This window comes from Paenibacillus sp. NFR01, from assembly GCF_900111565.1.
Taxonomy (GTDB): domain Bacteria; phylum Bacillota; class Bacilli; order Paenibacillales; family Paenibacillaceae; genus Paenibacillus_AQ.
This window is the reverse complement of the sequence record NZ_FOIK01000004.1, coordinates 361,498-380,543: the sequence shown is the minus strand read 5'-3', so window position 1 is coordinate 380,543 and position 19,046 is coordinate 361,498. Positions and strand designations below refer to the sequence as shown.

The following is a 19,046-nucleotide window of genomic DNA, read 5'->3' as shown; positions in this document are numbered from 1 at the left end:
GGGTCCCCGCAAAGTATACGACCCGGCTTCGAGATCAAAGCCCCACTTTGTGGGGTTGTTTAGCGAAGGAGGTGCGAAATGGACAAACGGAACCGCCTGATAGCCATCGGACTGATCGGCTTGGGCTGCATAATGATTTTTGGCAGATGGATCGGGTTTCTTTCCATTGTCGCACTGATTCTCCTGCTGCTCGGCATTTACCGGACGACCTCCGGAAGAGTGCGGCAGGGATATACGCTGCTGGGGATCGGCGCGGTGCTGCTGCTGCTCGACCATCTGCTGCTGGTGGCAGGCATCTGCCTGATTTCGCTTGGGATGTTTTTCGTCAAATCCAAACGGATGCAGCGCCAGGGCAAATATATGCAGAAGCAAAGCTTCTCGTCCCGGTTCGACTGGGATTTGTCGCCGTGGATGATGCATAGCTTAAGCGCGTGGCATGTGCTGGGCGAGGCGGACGTGGATCTGACGTTGGCCATGGCGGAGCAGCCGGAAACGACGATGCTGTTTCAGGGGATTTTCGGCGATATGGATATTCATTTATCCGAGGAGTTCGGCGTGGAGATCGAAGCGTTTGTTCTGTTCGGCTCGATTGAGTTCGGCACGCATCGCGATACCGGGATGATGAACCGCCTGAACTGGAAATCGCCCAACTACGACAGCGCAGAGCATAAAGTAAAGCTTAATATTTCTTATATTATGGGCGATCTGGACGTACGGATGTCCTGAGCATGCTGGCGGTACATTTTGAACCGGAAGGGGGCTCCTTCGGCATGGAGAAAAAGAACAGCAACATGGTGTCCCGCAGCATGGGCGAGGGAGCGATTTTTTCCCTCGTCCTGCTGCTGGCCATCGCTTATATTATGTATACATACGGATATTTGCAGCCCTTCGACAGCTGGAGCGTCGGGCTGACCGCCGCGGCGACGCTGGTCCTGCTGCCTGCAGCGCTGGGACTCGGCTTCGGGTTCTATCAGAGCTTTCGCGTTAAGCGGCGGCTTGAGACGCTGCGGACGACGCTTGTTGCCTGGGAAAAAGGCAACCTGACCCCGCCGATGCCGGAGCTCGGCGGCGATGAGCTCGGCCGCCTCGGCGAACAGCTCGGCAGGCTCGGCGGCCGCTGGGAGAACCAGGTGAACACGCTGCAGCGTTTGTCCACCAACAACGCCAAACTGGCCGAGCAGGCGCGCGGCTCGGCGATTATGGAGGAGCGGCAGCGGCTCGCCCGCGAGCTGCATGACGCCGTCTCCCAGCAGCTGTTCGCCATCTCGATGACGGCGACAGCGGTGGGGCGGACGCTGGAGAAGGATTTTGACAAGGCACAGCGGCAGATCGCGCTGATCGAAGAAATGGCTGCCGTCGCCCAGTCCGAGATGCGGGCGCTGCTGCTGCATTTGCGGCCTGTGTACCTGGAAGGCAAGGGGTTGGAGCAGGGGCTTCGCGAGCTGATCAAGGAACTGGAGATCAAGGTTCCGCTGGACATCGTGTTCGAAATGGACCCCGGCGTACAGCTGCTTAAAGGCGTGGAGAACCATTTGTTCCGGATCGTACAGGAAGCGATTTCGAACACCTTGCGCCATGCGAAGGCAGAGCGGATGGAGATCCGGCTGCATCGCCGAGGCGATACCGTGCGGCTGACGCTGCGCGACGACGGGGTCGGCTTCGAAATGGACGAGAGCAAGCAGACCTCGTACGGGCTCTCCAACATGCAGGAGCGGATTACCGAAATCGGCGGTTCGATTCTTTTTATCACCGCGCCCGGCAAAGGCATGCGGATTGAAATTACCGTTCCGTTAGTCAACGAACAAGGAGGCAAAACAAGCCATGGAGATGGAAACACCGATTAAAGTGCTGCTGGTCGACGACCACGAGATGGTGCGGATCGGCCTTGCGGCCGTGCTCGGCACGGAAGACGGCATCGAAGTGGTGGGCGAAGCGGGCAGCGGCGAAGAAGGCATCCGGCTGGCCAAAGAGTACAATCCCGACGTCGTGCTGATGGATCTGGTGATGGAGGGCATGGACGGGATCGAGACGACCCGCCAGCTGATGAAGCTGTACCCGGACTGCAAGGTCATTGTGCTGACAAGCTTTTTGGACGATGAAAAAATGTACCCGGTCATCGAGGCCGGCGCGTTCAGCTACCTGCTCAAAACGTCGCGGGCCAGCGAAGTCGCGGATGCGATCCGCGCCGCAGCCCGTGGGCAATCGGTGCTGGAGTCGCAGGTCGCCTCCAAAATGATGAACCGTTTCCGCAGCAACGCCAAGACGGAAGCCCCGGCCTACAAGGAACTGACCGACCGGGAGATGGAGGTGCTGCGGCTGCTGGCCCAGGGCAAATCCAACCAGGATATCGCCGACCAGCTCATCATCGGCATCAAAACGGTGAAGTTCCACGTCACCAACATTCTCGCCAAGCTGGGCGTCGAGGATCGGACGCAAGCAGCGATCTACGCATACAAAAACGGACTGGCGGAGTAGCCGGGCCGTTTTTTTGTTTGTGGGCGGACGAAGGCCGGCTGGGAGGAGAAATCTTAGTGAGCATGCCGCTCTCTGCAAGTAACGGCGCTGGTCGCGATTTTTCGGGCTTGCCTCCTTTGTGCTTCTCTTGCGGACCTGAGCGACCTTATTTGCTGAAAAACGCGCCGATTTGTAATCTAACGGACCTGAGCGCCGTTATTGACTCCAAAAAGCTGCGTAGTCAAGCAAAATGGAGGAAATAGCGGCGCTGGTGTCCGTTAGCTTGGGAAATGAGGCTATTTCCCGTAAATAGCGGCGCTCAGGTCCGTTAGCTGAGTGTGGAGCGTGCTCGTTGGGCGTGATGAGGCAGATGAGGGGACGATCGGTTATACAACAAGACAATCTCTTTGCTGCTGCTCCTCATTGTTCGTCTGTTCAGTCGCTTGCGGACCTGAGCGACCTTATTTGCTGAAAAACGCGCCGATTTGTAATCTAACGGACCTGAGCGCCGTTATTGACTCCAAAAAGCTGCGTAGTCAAGCAAAATGGAGGAAATAGCGGCGCTGGTGTCCGTTAGCCTGGGAAATGAGGCTATTTCCCGTAAATAGCGGCTCTCAGGTCCGCTAGCTGGAGCGCGAAGCAGTTACTGCCAGCTTGGATCTCTGAGTTTGGAGCATCCGCTGCCACAACGGCCCAATCCGAATGTAGAGCGAGTTACTGTTGAATTGCACTCATGCTAGGTTTGGGGTACTCGATGCCACGGGGACCCACATCTCCTCTCTCGCCTCTCACCGCAAGTTATTCACCATCAGCCCAATGCACCGAATGTCCGGTATCCAGATGAGATTGCATCTCAGCTGGACCAGTGACCAGTAATCAGTCACCAGGAGTTTTTGTGAAACCACACTCTCTCTTTCCGTCACAGCCACGTATAAAGTAGCCCTCTCCCGGCTATCCTTCTAGTAGATTGCTAGATTCGGATGAGAGGGCGATGGAACAATGAAGCTGCGGAGCGGAAACAAAGGACAAGCCAAATGGATGATGGCGGTGGCGGGACTGTGCGTAGCAGCATTGCTGCTCGCCGGGTTCGGCGGCGCCCACGCCGAACCGGCGCAGAAACCGGCGGCGCTCCGCACGCCGCTGGCGCAGCTCGTTGCGGCGGGCGAAGCCGCAACGCAGCCGGGGACGCCACTTCGGCTGGTGCTGAAGTGGCAAGGGACCTATGCCGGGCAAGGCGAAGCCGCCCGGCAGGCAGCCGAGGCGCTCGCGCAGCGCCTCGGCCTCGGCAAAGTGGAGGCGGGGGCCGAAGACGGCCACACCGCCTACCGCGCGGTTGCCGCAGCAGGCGCCGGCGGCAAGGTGTCGATGTTTTGGAGCGAGCTCGGCAACGGAGCGAGCTACGTGATTGTGACGCACGAGACGGCAGACTGGCAGCGGGGCGGCGGATTTGAGGCTGCAGCGGAAGCCACAGGTGAAACGCTGCAGGCCGCAGGCATCAACGCGGAGTGGAACGCCGCGCTGCAGGGAACGGCTGCGACGCAGGATGTGCCCGCCGCAGCGATGGATGCGGTCGAAGCGCAGCTCGCCCGCGTCTTCAACGCCCCGAAAGCCGAAGAGGCTTACGGGGACGACACCACGGCAAGCCGTTCTTACAGCGTGCCGGATATGAAGCGCACGGTAGCCAGCGGCGGGCATGCCCTCGCCCTGCAAGCGGCGGTGCACCGCAGCAGCGAAACCGGGGTCAACCGGGTGACGATCGGCCTGCCGCTGATTACGATCGAATATTAAAGAGTCTGCCAGGCGCGGCAGGACTCCTGCATACAGGGCTGTCCCAAACAACCGAAGCGGGTTGCGGGGGACAGCCTTCTTTTTTCTCACACTGGCAGTATCCGCACCATCCGATCCATGGACGCATGGACTCCGAGCCTTGTCTCTTTTACACTGGTACTTGATTATCGCATCGCCTGAAACATTCGGCCGCAAATGTCCCGTTTGCTGCTGCCGGATTGTTATATAGATGAAATTTGAAACAAAGCAAAGGAGGGATGGGTCGATTGAATGAGGAGATCGAATACCGCATCCGCCGCGTGCAGGCCGGTGAAACCGGCGATTATGCTTATATCGTACAGGCCTATCAGCGCCAGATCCTGGTCTACTGCTGGCGGATGCTCGGAAACGAGCAGGAAGCGGAGGATGCCGTGCAGGACATTCTCGTGAACGCTTTTGAGAAAATTCGTATGTATAAGCCAAGTGTGAACTTCTCTTCATGGCTCTATAAGCTGGCCTACAACCACTGCCTCAATGTTCTGCGGCGGCGCAAGCTGCAGCGTTCATTAAGCCGGAATTTGTCCAGTGAAGTCCTCAGTACGAACAGTGCAGCACAGGTGGTAGAACGCGGATTGTTCAGCGAACCGCTGAGCCGGGCGTTGCTGAAGCTGTCGGCCGAGGAGCGGAACCTGCTCGTGCTGCGCGTTTTTGAAGAAAAGCCGTTCAGCGAAATCGCCCAGATTATCGGCAAAAGCACGGAGGCGGCCAAAAAGAGATACAGCCGCACGTTAACCAAACTGAAGCAAATCATGCAGAACGCAAAGGAGGAAGACTCATGTCTAACTTACAGCTCATGGATCAAGAGCAAAGCCTGAAGCAGATGGATCTGCTGCCGGGGGAAGCGGCTAAGGTGCAAGCTTTTGATCTTACGGATAAGGTCATGGCGCAAATCAGCGGCGAATCCAGTCGGACGGGGGACACTAAAGCGGCTGGCAAACTGCGCATGCGAAAAAGCATTGCCGTACCTGCGATGGCGGCGGCCTGCGTGCTGGGGCTTTCGGTGACCGGCTATGCCGCTTCACAGTTTCTGGAGCTGAGGGGCGGCAACGGGAAAGTTGTCGTAAATACGGTGCAGGCACCGGCAGCATCGGAAGCATCAGCAACGTATACGCAATTATGGAACCAGTACAATCAGGAAGTAAAAAACTCGCTGCAGCCGGGCGAATTCGCTGCCTATTACGTCAAGGATGAGATCATCAATCAGGCTGATGAAGTGAATCCCGTCAAGTTTGCCTATCAAGAGGCCAGGTTCAACAGCTTCACCGGCTTGCAGGCGGAAATCGCGCGGACGGATGCGCCGGAGCTGTCGGCTCCTTCTGCTATTCCCGGCGGGTACACGTTTGCCTATGGTTATGTCTATCCCAAGCAATCGTACCCGGACGGCCTAAAAGATCCGGAATACCGGGCAATCGCGAAGGGGCTGATCCAGCAGGCCGACAAGGCGGCAGACAGCCAAAAGCTGTTCATCCGCAAGCTGGACTGGTCTCAAGCCGACTTTACTTTTGCGCAATATTCGAAGGGTGAGCATACCCTTACCATTACCGTCCGCCAATCCGGCCCGGAGGTGACGCTGACCAGCGTGATGCAGAGTGAACAGGATACCGCCGAGAAGCTGAGCATCCAAGGAACGGAAGCCTACTATATCAAATCCTCAGCGAATAGCCGATCCGGAAAAAGCAATCATCTCGGCTGGCTGGACGAGAGCAATCATCTGTTTTACCAGATTTACGATGATCCCGGCAGTCCGCTTTCGAAAGCGGATTTGGAGCAGGTCGCCGCGTCGCTGCTGAATTTGCGTTAAAAATCTTAGTGCCGCAGAACCGGATGAACCGGTTACTGCGGCTTTCTTTTTGCTGAGCGAAGGAAAACTCATCTGCCTCAATGTGCGATACAACTTAGCTCTATATCGCCCCTTTTGACCTGTTTTGCGGTAACTAGGAATTTTTACCCAGTAATTTTATGCCAAATGCTTGTGGTTTCTATGTCTGCCATCTATAATTTTTGGTAGAGATCGACATATTTTTCTAGCCGATTATGGCGGATTCTGCTGAAATGGGGTGGAGATTGTCGGTCCTAACCCAATCTAGCAGCTATGGATGCCAGATTAGGAAATTACATGTAAGCGTTTGTATGTCGGCGTAATCCGGATCAGCAAGCCCGCATCTTCAAGAGAAAGGAGCAGATTCTCCGGACAGTCACATCCTGCAGATGGATGCCAGCTTTTCCAAATCGTTACGGTCGCGTATGGAGTCAAGGACATGCCTTTATGCCGAGCAAGCTTTGCGTTTCAGCAAAGAAGGGGAAAGAGGAGATTTGCGGCTCGCAACACGGGGAACGGGATTTATCTAGAACAACTTTTTGCTTCAATGGAATGGCAATACATTTTTCCGGGCCCAATCGCCTCAGCTTCAGTAGTCTCAAGTTCAATCTATCACTTAAATTGGAGGCTGAAGACATTGTACCGTAAATTAAAAACATTCATTTCTTATTTTTTAATTGTCATGCTTGCCCTAAGCTCCTGGCCGGCATTTCCTTCCGGTGCGCATGCGGACCCAACAAGCTCTATTGAATTGAGCGTAACGGGAAACCATGATTTCGGCTCAAAGACCGCAGGTTATGTTGCCATAGATCCTTACAGCGTTACCGTTAGTAATGAGGGTGCCGAGGCGTCCGGTGAGTTGACGGTCGAGCTAAGCGGCAACGATGCAAGTTCGTTTACGCTGTCCAAAACGGATATCAGCAGCATCGCGATAGAAGGAAACGACAGCTTCACTGTGGCGCCAAACACAGGGCTTGCCGTTAAGACCTATTCGGCGGCTGTGACGGTATCGGGTACAAACGTTACATCAAAGAGTTTTACTGTCAGCTTTGAGGTTACTGCTGATACAGACGCAGGTCTAGCGAGCGTCGCAGGCCTAACAGATCCGGATCCCGCAGGGGGAGACGGTACAACGGCAGGCACGCCGGTAACATGGACTGTTAACGTTGCGAATACCGTCAGTTCGTTGGGCCTTGCCGACATCGCGGCAAGCGATGCGGACGCAAGAGTAGAGCTATACACATACAGCGACTTCGCAACCGGGAAGATTACAGGCTCCTCGTCAATTTCGCTCACGGCGGGAGGCGCGACGACGGCTTATATCAAAGTAACGGCTGGCGACGGCACGACGGCGAAATATTATGCTGTAACGATGAATCGCGCCGCCGGGCCGGTGTTTGGTTATACCGTCAACGGCACGCCATACGCCTGGCAGGACCGGACGCTCGCTGTGACGGGTGACGTGCTGGAGATTACGGCGGATGATTCTCCGCTATCACCGGTTCTAATCCATGTGACCGCATCCGAAGGGTCAACGGTTACTTTGAAAGGTAAGGCAGGCAAATCTTATAGTAATGTTTATGTACAGGTTGACAACCCGGTCACGTTAAGGCTGGATAACTTCAATATTACGGCTCCGGCCGGTGATAGCAACGACGGGATCAGCTTCAAAGCCAACACTCCGGGAAATTATGTGATCGAAGTGACCGGCAGCAATACGATTGAGGGCTATCGCGGCATTTACAGCCGTTCGAACCACCAGCTTACCATTACTGGCAGCGGCACATTGACTGCGAATGGACGTAAAGCTGATAATGCCGCCAGCAATAGCGGAAGCGGGATCTTTATGGAATCCGACAAAACGATCGGCAATACGAATCCCGTGGCCCAACTGACGATAGGCGGCAGTGTAACCGTCAATGCAACCGGGGGCGATTCGGTTGGAGCCTCAGGCGGCAACGGCATTGCACTCGACTGGGGTAACCTGGTCATCGAGAGCGGCAGCGTGACAGTGACTGGCGGAAAGACGGATGGGGACCGGTCTGCCCTGAGCGCAGGAGCAGGGGTTACCTACGAGGGCGGCGCCGGTATTTTTCTTGAAGGATACGATTCGGGAGGAAAAGCCGGAAAGCTGATGATGTTAGGCGGAACACTGACTGCCGCCGGCGGAGAAGCAAAATCCATTTATGACCGAGGCAATTTCTTCGGAGGCGGCAGGGGGATCCGGGCATATGACAGCATGGAGATCAGCGGCGGCAACGTGACCTTAATCGGCGGGGCCAGTGAGTCGCAGATTGGCGGCGACGGGCTATTTACGGCTCAGCTTCAGGTCTCGGGCCAAGCTACCTCGCTTACAGCGACCGGCGGCAATGGCGGGTTCTCTAATGGCGGCGGAGTGTTTGTTACTAATGATATTGTCGTGGACGGTGCCCGGGTATCAGCTACCGGAGGGCATGGCATAACGGGCGGATACGGCATCTATTCCCCTAGCGGTGCCTTAATGATCAAAGGTAAAGCCGAGGTAACGGCAACCGGAGGAACCGGATTGGTTACGAATGCATCCGGCGGGATGGCGGTTCGCATTTCCGGGAATATCGAAATCACCGGATCGTCCAAGGTAGTGGCTAAAGGCGGCGCTGGGCAGATCAACGGATCGCATGGCCTCTTTTCCGATGCGGGTACGATTTTGATCGGTGATGGATCGGACGTGACCGCGCTTGGAGGTAAAGGAGATAGCGGTGTGGGAGGCGTCGGCTTACGTGCAAACGGCAACGGAAACGGAGGTACGGTAGTGATTGCCAACGGTGCGGAGGATATCTACGTACGCGGCGGTCAGGGGGCATCGGCCACGAGAACTTCCGTTTTTGCCAAGGATGTGCAGATCGCAACAGGCAATATCGGACCGATCTTTACGGAGATTCTTGCCAACCCACGCTCCATTAAGAACAAATCCGGCGGCGTTAATGTGAATCTCCTGACGGTCACGACAAACCCGCCGCAGGCCACAGTAGTCCATTCGGAAGTGGAAGTGAACAAGGGGGAAAGCGATTCGTATATCTACCACTATGTTGCACCTACCCATGATGACGGCCTTGCTTATATGTGGCTGCCAGCGGGTAAGCAAACCGTCGAGGCGGCAGATTATGAGATGGGAAGCCCAAAGGTTAATGATAAAGATACAGCAACTGCGGAACTGAGGAGGCTTCCGCCGATCGCCCATCTGGCGCATAACGGCGTAACGGTTGATTTTACGAGCATTCAAGGCGCAATCGATGCAGCGACAGACGGAGATACGGTCACGATCAACGCCGGGACATTCCGAGAGCAGCTCGAAATTACGAAAAACATTACGCTGCAAGGACAGGGTATCGGTGTGACGACCATAGAGTCGCCGAATGCCGGGCAACTGTCCAAAGCCGGCTGGAAGACGCTGAAGGATCAATGGATTTATGCAGTTATCCGTGTAAAGGCAGCAGAGGAGCCAACTCCGCAGCCATTCGCCTCGACTGCAGGGGCAGATAACAATAAAAAAGTCGTAATCCAAGACCTGACGGTAGACGGTCGCAAGCAGGGGTACATCTCGGCGCATGACGGCATTGCGGATGTCTACACATTTAATGGCATTGCTGTGCGCGACACCTCGGCGTTGATCGATCATGTCCGGGTTGTTGATGTGCGGGATACCTACTCGGATTACAGCGGTCTTCCTGTCGCACCGCTGCCGGCTTCCTATGTGTCGCAGGATCAGCCGTCGGGAGCCAACCATAATGAGAGCATCCTGCTGGAAGGGGCGGCAGAGACGGGGCAGCACGAGGTAACGGTGCAGAATTCGCAGATCGTCCGCTTTCATAAAACGGGGATTCTGGCATGGGGACCAACGCTTAAGGTCGACATTCACGATAACGAAATTCAGGGCCATGGCAGGACGCTCTACAGCACGGGCAACGGGATCCAGATTTCATCCACGGACCGCAGCTCTTCCGGAGGCGCGAACGGCGATCGCCGTGGGACTACGGGAAGCGTAACCCACAACCGCATTTACGATTTCGGTCTGGTGATCCCGGCGCCGGGGAATGAAGGCTCATACCTTAATCTCGGTTTGTATGGCCCGACAGGCATTCTATTGTATGAGGCCGGAGACGGTTTCGCCGTAGAGGGCAACACGCTGACCGGCCCGGGAATTCCGGCATGGCATAACAGCACGACCTCCAACGACGGCGGGTACTCCAATGACGGAATTGGATTCACCAGCGTTAAGGATCCGGTCATCCGCAACAATATGGTCTCGGGATTCGGCACGGGAATTGTTGAAGGGGGCGCCGTGACGAAGGCGACGGTTGAAGGCAATACGCTGGGCAACAACGACATCGATATTTGGACGTTGTCCGGTAACGATTTGATCAGCTTAACCCAAGGGGCAGAGACCATTGCCTACAATCAGACCAACAATGGCATCGATACCATCACGGGCTTTGGAGCGGGAGACCGCCTGAGAGTCATCGGGTTTGTTGAAGGAACGGTGAATGGAATGATCGGGACACCGGCGAATGCGATCATGGTGACGGACACAAACGGCGCCTCCGTTATCAACGGATACAGCGACGCGCATCCGGTCATCGATTTCACCGGTGGTACCGTCACGGCGGGCGATGGCGAGAATGTCGCGCCTCGGTCAGTTGAAGTATCAGTATCAGGAGGCGTGACGACGCTGTTTATGGATACCGAGAATGATGCGGACGCTCCGGAGCTGACGGTCCGACTGAACGGGATTTACACGCCGGCCAACTTTAAGCTTAACGGCGGCTACATTGAATATGCCGCAATCCCATCGCCGGAACTGCCGAGCGGTAATGGCTCCAATACCGCCGAGGCTTCAGTGGACGTACTTGTTAAAGCCGAAAATGCAGGCAAGGCAGTAACCACGGAGTCGGGGGGCGTGAAGACGACAACGGTAACCATTGATCCAGCCAGGCTGCAGGCGAAGCTGGATGCCGAAGGACAGGGCGCCGTTGTGACTATCCCCGTCCTGTCGGCTGCGAACGCCGTGGTCGGTGAGTTGAACGGCCAAATGGTCAAAAACATGGAGCAGCGGGATGCGGTAATTATTTTGCAATCGGCCAAGGCAAGCTATAGACTGCCGGCAGGCGAGATCAACATTGATGCAATTTCGGCTAAGCTTGGCGGAAACGTACCGCTGGCAGACATTAAGCTGCAGGTCATCATATCGGAAACAACGGCAGATATGACACAAACAGCGGCTAAAGCGGCGCTGAATGGCGATCTCACCCTTATTGCGCCGCCGGTGGATTTCAAAGTCAACGGCAGTTACGGCGCTCAGACAGTAGAAGTGTCCAAATTCAATGCGTATGTTGAACGCACCATCGCGTTGCCGGACGGGATTGACCCGAACCGGATTACGACGGGGATCGTCGTGGATCCCGACGGAACGGTACGTCATGTACCGACAAAAGTCACGGTTCAGGGCGGCAAATATTACGCAACGCTGAACAGCCTGACGAACAGTACCTACTCGGTGGTTTGGCATCCGTTGAGCTTTGCGGATGTCGCGAATCACTGGGCAAAGGACGTCGTGAACGATATGGGCTCCCGCCTTGTGGCCCATGGAATCAGCGAGACGATGTTTAATCCGGATGCCGATATTACGCGGGCGGAGTTTGCTGCAATTATTGTACGCGGCTTGGGCCTGAGATTGGGTGAAGGCGCCAATCCCTTCGGAGATGTAGCGGCAGATGCCTGGTATGCCGGCGCTGTGCAGACGGCGGCCTCCTACGGCTTGATTACCGGCTTCGACGACGGCAGCTTCCGTCCGAACGTGAAGATTACCCGCGAACAGGCGATGGTGATTCTCGCGAAGGCCATGAAACTGACAGGTCTCGCCCAAAGCGCGGGCACGCTGAATACGACGGATGCTCTGAGCAAATTCACCGACGGCGGACAAGCGGCGCAGTGGTCGAGGGACAGCATCGCTCAAGCTGCTCAGGCAGGTCTGGTTAACGGACGCAACGGCGGCAAGCTCGAGGCAAAAGCGAATGTAACGCGTGCCGAAGTGGCTGTATTGATCCAGCGGCTGCTGAAGAAATCGAATTTAATTTAGGCCAAAGGCAGCGGCTCTTCCGTAAAATCAGCGGAAAGTCGCTGCTTTTCTATTGGATCGGGATTCCGGCGCCCCCGCGTTGCGGAGCTTTTCGCGTGGCGTTATAATAGCTGTGTTCCTGATTTTGGAGGCCTGCAGCGGATACTGGACCCGAAAGGGATGTATAAGCCCGGCTATGTAAATGAATAAGAAAGAGTAATTGAATTTTGCGAAATCCCGAGAAAAACTGTCAGGAATCGGATAGCATCCTTTCTGCGAATATGATAAAATGACATCACGCCGTCACGCGGTTTTAATGTCCGTCCGGCGCTGAGAATGAATGTCAACTAAATTACATACAGAGAGATGAGGAGCCATGGCTGAAAATCAAACCCTAGATGCACTGCAAGCACCCGGCGCTGTCTTTTTTATCTTCGGCGCAACCGGAGATCTGGCCCGGCGCAAGCTTTTTCCGGCGATTTACAGTTTGTACCGCGAAGGCAAGCTCAAACATGATTTTGCAGTAATTGGCGTGGCCCGTCGTCCCCGCACCCAGGAGGAATTCCGCGCGGACGTGCAGGATTCCATCCGCGAGTTTTGCCGCTACCAGGCTGAAGATGCCGGAGAGTGGAATGAATTCGTCCAACATTTTGAATACAAGTCGCTCGACATTAACGATATTGACGGCTTCCGTGCGCTGAATGCGCAAACCGAGGAATTGGAAGCGAAATTCGGCATCCCGGGCAACCGCCTGTTCTATCTGGCCCTGGCGCCGGAGCTGTTCGGCAGCGTGTCCTATAACCTGAAAGCAGGGGGCATGCTGGAAAGCGCGGGCTGGAACCGGCTCGTCATCGAGAAGCCGTTTGGCTACAACCTGGAATCCGCGGAGCAGCTGAACGTACAGATCCGCCAGGTATTCCAGGAGGAAGAGATTTACCGCATCGACCACTACCTCGGCAAGGAAATGGTGCAGAACATCGAAGTGATCCGTTTTGCCAACGCCTTTTTCGAGCCGCTGTGGAACAACAAGCATATCGCCAACATCCAGATCACGCTCGGCGAAACGGTCGGCGTCGAAGAGCGCGGCGGTTACTACGATCATGCCGGCGCGCTGCGCGACATGGGGCAGAACCATATGCTGCAGCTTTTGACGATGATCGCCATGGAGCCGCCAAGCCGCCTCCTTGCGGAAGATATCCGCGACGAGAAGGTGAAGGTACTGCGTTCCCTTCGTCCATACGCTTCCTCGGAAGAGGTGCGCGACAACGTCGTGCGCGGCCAATATACGCAGGGCCTGTACAAAGGCAAATCGCTCCCGGCTTACCGCCAGGAAGACAAGGTCGATCCGGAATCGAATACGGAAACGTATTTCGCTGCCCGCGTCTTCGTCGACAACTTCCGCTGGGCCGGCGTACCGTTCTATATCCGTACCGGCAAACGCCTGCCGGTGAAGACGACCGAAGTGGTGGTCGAATTCAAGAAAATGCCGACCAACGTCTATCTGGGCCAAAAGCACACGCTCGAGCCGAACCTGCTCGTCATCCGCGTGAACCCGATGGAAGGCATTTACGTCAAGATCAACGCCAAAAAGCCGGGCTCCGAATCGGAAATCCAGCCGCTGGCGATGGACTTCTGCCAAAGCTGCATGATCGGCATCAACTCGCCGGAAGCCTACGAACGGCTGCTGCATGATGCGGCGCGCGGCGACTCGACTTACTTCACCCGCTGGGACGAAGTGTCCTCGGCCTGGTCGTTCGTCGACCGGATCGCCAAAGCCTGGAAGGAAGACGGCGGCGATCTCGCTTCCTACCCTGCTGGCTCGTGGGGACCGGTCGAAGCGGATCAGCTGCTCGCGAAGGAAGGCTTCCACTGGTGGCCGGTTAACGGGCAGGAAGAAGACAACGTCGTTTGGCAAGTGAATGGCTAAGACCGGCAAAACCACCTTATCGTAAGCACAGATCTCTCCGCCCAACCGGCGGGGGGATTTTTTTTGCGGAATACGGCAGTTTGGGCGCATTTTTGTAGATAATGACAACCGGATTTTGTTATACTTTAAAGGATGCTTTTTGGAAGCGGAAGAGGAAACGAATACAGAAAGGATTTGTTCATATGAGCGGAGCTCCGATTTGATGATCCTTTTTAGGCAATGGACGCGCAAAGCATAATTTATAGATGAAGGGATACGTGCATAATCTATGGCACCGGAACAGAATCTGCTGCAGGAAGTTGAGAAACGCAGAACGTTTGCGATCATCTCCCACCCTGACGCAGGCAAAACGACACTTACGGAGAAGCTGCTGCTGTTCGGCGGCGCGATCCGGCTGGCAGGGACCGTCAAGGCCCGCAAAGCCAGCAAACACGCGACAAGCGACTGGATGGAAATCGAGAAACAGCGGGGGATTTCGGTTACCTCCTCCGTGATGCAGTTTGATTATATCGGACACCGCGTCAACATTCTGGACACCCCGGGTCACCAGGACTTCAGTGAGGACACCTACCGGACCTTGACCGCCGCCGACAGCGCCGTCATGCTGATCGACGTGGCGAAGGGTGTGGAAGCGCAGACGATCAAGCTGTTCCAGGTGTGCGCGAAGCGGGGCATCCCGATCTTTACGTTTATCAACAAACTCGACCGCGAAGGCCGCAATCCGTTTGAGCTGATGGAAGAACTGGAGAACGTGCTGGGCATCCGCTCCGTACCGATGAACTGGCCGATCGGCAGCGGACGCGAGCTGTGCGGCGTGTACGACCGGATGAAGAATCAGGTGGAATTGTTCCAGGGCGACGACCACAGCGTCATTAAGGTGCAAAAGGTCGAGAGCTACCGCGATCCGATCATCCGCGAGATGGCCGGCGAATATCTGCATGACCAGCTGTGCCAGGACTTGGAGCTGCTGGATGTGGCGGGTGATGCGTTCGATTATGAAAAAGTGCTCCGCGGCGAGCTGACCCCGGTCTTCTTCGGCAGCGCGATCAACAACTTCGGCGTGCAGACGTTCCTCGACAACTTCCTGGACCTGGCACCGAAGCCGGAGCCGCGCCGCAGTACGGCCGGACCGATCGAGCCCGCGAATCCGAAGTTTACGGGTTACGTCTTCAAAATCCAGGCCAATATGAACCCGGCGCACCGCGACCGGATCGCCTTCCTGCGGATCGTCTCCGGGAAGTTTGAGCGCGGCATGTCCGTAAAACATGTACGGGCCGGCAAAGACATCAAGCTGAGCCAGCCGCAGCAGTTTCTGGCGCAGGACCGCGATATCGTCGAAGAGGCGTATCCGGGCGATATTATCGGCCTTTTTGACCCGGGGATTTTCCGGATCGGCGACACGCTGAGCCAGGCGGGCGATATCGAGTTTGACGAGCTGCCGACGTTTTCACCGGAGATTTTTGCCAAGGTGAGCATCAAAAACGCGCTGAAATCGAAGCAGTTCCAGAAGGGCATCGACCAGCTGACCGAAGAAGGCATGATTCAGGTGTTCCGCACCGTCAGCTTCGACGACATCATCCTCGGCGTGGTTGGGCAGCTGCAGTTCGAAGTATTCGAATACCGGATGAAGGGCGAATACGGCGTGGACGTGCAGATGCAGCGCATGAGCTACCAGTTCGCGCGCTGGATTATCGACGACAACAAGCCGGACGCAAGCAAATTCCGTATCAACTCCACGCTGGTGACCGATAAGAAGGGCAACTTCGTGGTGCTGTTCGAGAACGAATATGCCATGCGCACCGCGATGGAGAAAAATCCAAGCGCGAAGTTCCTGGAAACCGCTCCGTAAGTGATACACGTAAGCAGTTAACCTATGTGAAAAAGACCTCCGCTGTACCGGTGTGCAAACGCCGGCAAAGGCGGGGGTCTCTTGATTTTGGGGAATCGGCCGGACTGCAGGCGAAAAGTAGCCTAGTCTTCGGAAGTGATCGAGCCGGGCGTCTCCTTCTCCAGGTGATGATGAAGCAGAGCCACCAGATGATCCTGCTTGGCATTGCTGAGGTCTTTCCACATCATTTCGAACACGGCGCCAAGTCCGGGAAGCGCCGCTTCCGGGCCGTCGATGGAGCCGACGATCATCTCCTTGAGCTGTTCCTCCGACTGGCCGTGCACCTTGTGCAGAATAGCCTGGCGCAAATCAATCGTAACGGGCATTTCGATCCTCCTTTCGGTCTGTATCCGCTGTTAATTTGCCCAGCCGGGCCGGGGAAAATTCAAGTTTAATTCCTGATATGCTATACTGTTTGGGATGTATATGGGGCGGGAGGTACGGATTATGGCCAAAGGCAAAAAACAATATGCCGTTATCGGCATGGGCCGCTTTGGCTCCAGCGTCGCGAAGGCGCTCAGCGAAATGGGATACGATGTGCTGGCCATCGACGCAGACGAGCAGCGGACGCAGGAAATCTCGGGGATCGTTACGCATGCCGTCTCCGCGGATTCCACGGATGAAGAGGCGCTGCGTGCGCTGGGCATCCGCAATTTTGACGTGGTGGTCGTCGCGATCGGGGAAGATATCCAGGCGAGTATTTTGACGACGCTGATTCTCAAGGATCTGGGCGTGCCGGCCATTCTGGTCAAGGCCAAAAGCGAGCTGCACGGCAAGGTCCTGAGCAAAATCGGTGCGGACAAGGTGGTCTACCCGGAACGGGACATGGGCACGCGGGTCGCGCATCATCTGGCGTCGCCGAACATTCTGGACTATATTGAGCTGTCGCCGGATTACAGCATTCTGGAGATGAAAGCGGCCGGGCCGCTGGTTGGCAAAAACCTGCAGGAGCTGAACATCCGCGCCAGATTCGGCTGCAACGTCATGGCGATCCGGCGGGGCGACGAGATGAACATCACGCCGCAGGTGGAAGACCGGCTCGTGGACGGAGACGTGCTCGTTATCGTCGGGCACAAAGAGAATTTGAACAAGCTGGAAGTGGCTTATAATAAATAGCCGGGTGCGCCATGTGCGTGCCAGGAAGGCATAAATCAACGATCAAGCGGGGCAAGGCTGAGAAAGGTAGGGCGTTATGGAGATTTTATCGCCGCAAAATGCGCGGGTGAAGGAATGGGCTGGACTGCAGGAGAAGAAACATCGCGACCGCTCCGGCCAATATATCATTGAGGGCATCCATTTGGTGCAGGAGGCGCTGCTCTCCGGCGCGGAGGTCGAGATCCTGGCTTATGATCTCGACAAGGGGATGCCGGCGGAGCTGCGGGAACACCTGCAAGCCGTGCAGGGCATGGAAGTGATCGGCGTGTCCGCGGCCGTCATCGCCAAATGCAGCAGCACCGGCACGCCGCAGCCTGTGTTCGCCGTGGCGCGCAAGGCTCGGCCGGACGCCGCGGCCATTCTCGCGAAGCAAGGCAGCTTCGCGATCGTGCTCGACGGCGTGCAGGACCCCGGCAACGTCGGCACCATCATCCGCAGCGCGGATGCCGCCGGGGCGGACGGGGTCATTCTCGGCCAGGGCTGCGCCGATTTGTACAACCCGAAGACCCTGCGTTCCACGATGGGGTCTGTCTTTCACCTTCCGGTCGTCGAGGGCGATTTGCGCCAGCTCCTCCCGGAAGCCCGGGAACGCGGCGTACAGCTCGTCAGTACCTCGCTCGCCGGCACCGATTCCTGCTACACGCATGATTTCCGCGGCAGCCAGTGGCTGCTGATCGGCAGCGAAGGCCAGGGCATCTCGGCAGAGACCGCCGCCATGGTCGATAAGAGCATCATCATCCCGATGGCCGGCAAGGCCGAATCGCTTAATGCCGCAATGGCAGCGACGATCCTGCTGTTTGAAGGCATGCGGCAGCGGGGAATGCGATAGTCTGGCCTATGAGACGCTGACGGGAATAGCGGATACGCCGGGGTATCACCAGATTTCAAAAGCCGAGTTTGATACGTTGTCCGAGGAAGGGGTAGCATGATGGACAATTCCCAGCAGGCATCTTATATTATCCATCCGATGCTAACGGAAGACGCCCAAGAAATCGTAAAGTGGCATTATGCGCCGCCGTATTCTTTTTACAATATGTCGGATGATCCGGAAGATACCGGGGAGCTGTTGAACGGTACCTACTATTCAGTCAAACATCCGCAAGAGGGGCTGGTCGGATTCTTCTGCTACGGAGCAAGCGCGCAAGTAAACGCCGGCGCCGAAGCCGGTTTGTATTCGGATCAGGCCGCGCTCGACATCGGACTGGGCATGAAGCCGGAACGGACCGGGCAGGGTGCGGGAAGCGATTTTCTGAAAGCGGGTTTGAACTTTGGGCAGCATACGTTTGAGCCCGGGCGGTTCAGGCTAAGCGTCGCGGCATTTAACCGCAGAGCGATCGCCGTTTACAAGAAAGCGGGATTCCTGCCAATAGGCACGTTTGTACTCCGCAATGATGGGAAGGAAACCGAATTTATCGTCATGGTAAACTAGTCGCTTGTCATAGAGAGGAGAAAGAAGCATGAACAACCCTTCCATTCAGCATATGGTCATTTTTACCCTCAAACACCCCAAAGGTTCTCCGGAAGCTACCGCGTTCCTGAGTGACGGCAGAGCGGCATTGACATCGATTCCGGTCGTCCGGAATTTTCAGGTATTTGATCAGGTCAGTCTCAAAAATGACTATGATTACGGATTCTCGATGATTTTTGATCATCAGGAAGATTACAATACATACAACGACCACCCGGCGCATGTGCAGTTTGTCCGGGAGCGTTGGGAGACCGAAGTGGAGCGTTTCCTGGAGATTGATTTTACGGAAAAACAAGCATAGGCGTCACATCTTAAGTCCCGAATGCCGATTGATCCGGTGTCCCGGGACTTTCCTTCTTTACAAGAGTCAGCGACGATTTATTTATGAGAACGATAAGTAAAAAATAATTCTTT

Annotated in this window: 14 protein-coding genes; 13 read left to right on the top strand and 1 reads right to left on the bottom strand. The window is 56.0% G+C overall.

Features of this window, described 5'->3' with window-relative positions:
• Positions 1 to 78 precede the first annotated feature (78 nt).
• From liaF to BMW84_RS18945, 9 genes are all read left to right on the top strand, one after another.
• Positions 79 to 726: a cell wall-active antibiotics response protein LiaF gene (liaF, locus tag BMW84_RS18985; protein WP_091071085.1), complete on the top strand. Its 648-nt coding sequence runs from the start codon at positions 79 to 81 to the stop codon at positions 724 to 726.
• 44 nt (positions 727 to 770) lie between these two features.
• Positions 771 to 1,844: a sensor histidine kinase gene (locus BMW84_RS18980; protein ID WP_091071203.1), complete on the top strand. Its 1,074-nt coding sequence runs from the start codon at positions 771 to 773 to the stop codon at positions 1,842 to 1,844.
• Positions 1,822 to 2,475 (top strand): response regulator, encoded by a 654-nt coding sequence (locus tag BMW84_RS18975; protein WP_175498904.1) that lies wholly within the window; start codon positions 1,822 to 1,824, stop codon positions 2,473 to 2,475. The genes BMW84_RS18980 and BMW84_RS18975 overlap by 23 nt, the downstream gene beginning before the upstream one ends.
• A gap of 978 nt (positions 2,476 to 3,453) precedes the next feature.
• The gene (locus BMW84_RS18970; RefSeq protein WP_091071083.1) at positions 3,454 to 4,242 is read left to right on the top strand and encodes a YwmB family TATA-box binding protein; all 789 of its coding nucleotides are present in this window, start codon (positions 3,454 to 3,456) and stop codon (positions 4,240 to 4,242) included.
• A gap of 266 nt (positions 4,243 to 4,508) precedes the next feature.
• Entirely contained in the window at positions 4,509 to 5,096 is a 588-nt protein-coding gene (locus BMW84_RS18965) for an RNA polymerase sigma factor (protein WP_091071082.1), read from the top strand.
• Positions 5,057 to 6,082: a hypothetical protein gene (locus BMW84_RS18960; protein ID WP_091071080.1), complete on the top strand. Its 1,026-nt coding sequence runs from the start codon at positions 5,057 to 5,059 to the stop codon at positions 6,080 to 6,082. The genes BMW84_RS18965 and BMW84_RS18960 overlap by 40 nt, the downstream gene beginning before the upstream one ends.
• 769 nt (positions 6,083 to 6,851) lie before the next feature.
• Complete coding sequence (locus BMW84_RS18955; protein WP_175498902.1) at positions 6,852 to 12,215, top strand: S-layer homology domain-containing protein; 5,364 nt, start codon at positions 6,852 to 6,854, stop codon at positions 12,213 to 12,215.
• 355 nt (positions 12,216 to 12,570) lie between these two features.
• A complete protein-coding gene (gene zwf, locus BMW84_RS18950) occupies positions 12,571 to 14,121 on the top strand; it encodes a glucose-6-phosphate dehydrogenase (protein WP_091071077.1) in 1,551 nt (516 codons plus the stop codon).
• A 268-nt stretch (positions 14,122 to 14,389) separates the two neighbouring features.
• Positions 14,390 to 15,970, top strand: a complete 1,581-nt coding sequence (locus BMW84_RS18945) for a peptide chain release factor 3 (RefSeq protein ID WP_091071075.1) — start codon at positions 14,390 to 14,392, stop codon at positions 15,968 to 15,970.
• A 122-nt stretch (positions 15,971 to 16,092) separates the two neighbouring features.
• On the opposite strand, the gene sspI is transcribed toward BMW84_RS18945, so the two are convergent.
• Complete coding sequence (sspI, locus tag BMW84_RS18940; RefSeq protein WP_091071074.1) at positions 16,093 to 16,335, bottom strand: small acid-soluble spore protein SspI; 243 nt, start codon at positions 16,333 to 16,335, stop codon at positions 16,093 to 16,095.
• Between the two features lie 121 nt (positions 16,336 to 16,456).
• Here sspI and BMW84_RS18935 point away from each other — a divergent pair, with 121 nt between their 5' ends.
• The 4 genes from BMW84_RS18935 to BMW84_RS18920 all read left to right on the top strand — a co-directional run bounded on the left by BMW84_RS18935 (position 16,457) and on the right by BMW84_RS18920 (position 18,933).
• The gene (locus tag BMW84_RS18935; protein ID WP_091071073.1) at positions 16,457 to 17,125 is read left to right on the top strand and encodes a potassium channel family protein; all 669 of its coding nucleotides are present in this window, start codon (positions 16,457 to 16,459) and stop codon (positions 17,123 to 17,125) included.
• A gap of 76 nt (positions 17,126 to 17,201) precedes the next feature.
• Entirely contained in the window at positions 17,202 to 17,993 is a 792-nt protein-coding gene (locus BMW84_RS18930; RefSeq protein WP_091071072.1) for a TrmH family RNA methyltransferase, read from the top strand.
• Positions 17,994 to 18,089: 96 nt separating this feature from the next.
• Entirely contained in the window at positions 18,090 to 18,593 is a 504-nt protein-coding gene (locus BMW84_RS18925; protein WP_254773042.1) for a GNAT family N-acetyltransferase, read from the top strand.
• Positions 18,594 to 18,621: 28 nt separating this feature from the next.
• The gene (locus tag BMW84_RS18920) at positions 18,622 to 18,933 is read left to right on the top strand and encodes a Dabb family protein (RefSeq protein WP_091071071.1); all 312 of its coding nucleotides are present in this window, start codon (positions 18,622 to 18,624) and stop codon (positions 18,931 to 18,933) included.
• The last annotated feature ends 113 nt before the right edge of the window (positions 18,934 to 19,046 follow it).